Raw genomic sequence first — 1282 nt, 5'->3', positions numbered from 1 at the left:
CACCAGTCGTGCCCACAGAGGCAATCACACCGCAGTCAGCCATCTTGTCTGTGTAACGGATGGACAAGTACTGAACCCCTCGATCACTGTGATGAATGACATCTTTGGGATTGTTTCTATCTGCTATTGCTTGGTTTAATGCCGCCATTACCATATCAGTATTCATGCGATTAGAGACTTTCCAGCCCACAATAGCGCGAGCAAATACATCAATAATAAAGGCGGTATAGACCCAGCCGCTCGTTGTCTTGATATAAGTAAAGTCAGCCACCCACAGCTGGTTAGGACGATGGGCATTAAAGTTACGATTAACCAAGTCATCAGCACGCTTTTGGTCATCACGGCTGTTGGTGGTAATCTTACCCTTACCACGCCAGACCCCTTGTAGGCCATGTTGTCTCATTAAACGCTCTATAGTACACCGAGCAACCTTTAACCCGTCAGCTTTCATCTGTTGCCATACTTTACGGGCACCATAACGACATTTACTGTCTTGCCAGATGCGTTTAATCTCGCTGATATAATAATCGTCATGCTGACTGCGCAGGGAGCGCTTTTCAGGGCAGCATTCTAGGTTTTTAGCACGGTGATAGGTTGATGGGGCAATCGGTAATACTCTACAGATTGGCTCGACTCCATACTCAGCTTTGTTATCATCAATAAAACTGATCATTATTTGGGTGGACGGTCGAGCTCCGCCTGGGCGAAAAAAGCTGCTGCCTTACGTATAATCTCGTTGGCTTGCTTGAGCTCTTTATTCTCGCGTTCAAGCTCTTTAATGCGTTGTTCTTGGCTTTGCGCTTGCACTGATGCTGGAATGGTTTGATCGATGTGCTTCTTATGCCATGACCGCAAGGTTTCAGGTGTGCAGCCAATCTTAGGGGCAATGGCTTGAATGGCTGACCATGTGGAGGGGTAATCGCTCGACGCTTCAATCAGCATGCGAACGGCGCGTTCTTTAATCTCAGGAGTGTAGTGTCGTGTTCTCATTGTCGTATTCTCTCAGAATATTAGGTCTCCGACAATCCCGGGGCGGTTCAGACATAGATTTAGTTTTGCCTGTGCGTTCCATTCAAGCACCACCATCTGCAAATGAAAAGGATCTTTATATCAGCCTGATCGACTCCTTTGGTCTACCCTATAGATCATCTGAATCGGTTGGTAAATTAAGACTGCAGGTCATTCATGCCTTTCGTGAAACCCGTGTAAAGATACTAATTATTGATGAAGCTCATTCTATGCTGACAGGTACTGCCAGACAGCAACGACTAATCATGAACTC

1 protein-coding gene, 1 pseudogene and 1 other annotated feature are annotated in these 1282 nt (G+C 46.3%); of the genes and pseudogenes, one reads left to right on the top strand and one right to left on the bottom strand.

Features of this window, described 5'->3' with window-relative positions:
* Positions 1-990, bottom strand: a pseudogene (locus BTV99_RS12425) (IS3 family transposase); the annotation flags it as partial.
* Positions 599-715, bottom strand: a sequence feature (AL1L pseudoknot). Its footprint overlaps the pseudogene before it by 117 nt.
* 71 nt (positions 991-1061) lie before the next feature.
* On the opposite strand from BTV99_RS12425, the gene BTV99_RS12415 reads away from it, so the two are divergent.
* Positions 1062-1282: TniB family NTP-binding protein (locus tag BTV99_RS12415; RefSeq protein WP_256713790.1), on the top strand; the 221-nt coding region annotated here is incomplete at its 3' end.

It is taken from the genome of Psychrobacter sp. Rd 27.2 (assembly GCF_001921755.1).
In the GTDB taxonomy this organism is placed as follows: Bacteria; Pseudomonadota; Gammaproteobacteria; order Pseudomonadales; family Moraxellaceae; genus Psychrobacter; species Psychrobacter celer.
This window is presented reverse-complemented; position numbering and strand designations above follow the sequence as displayed.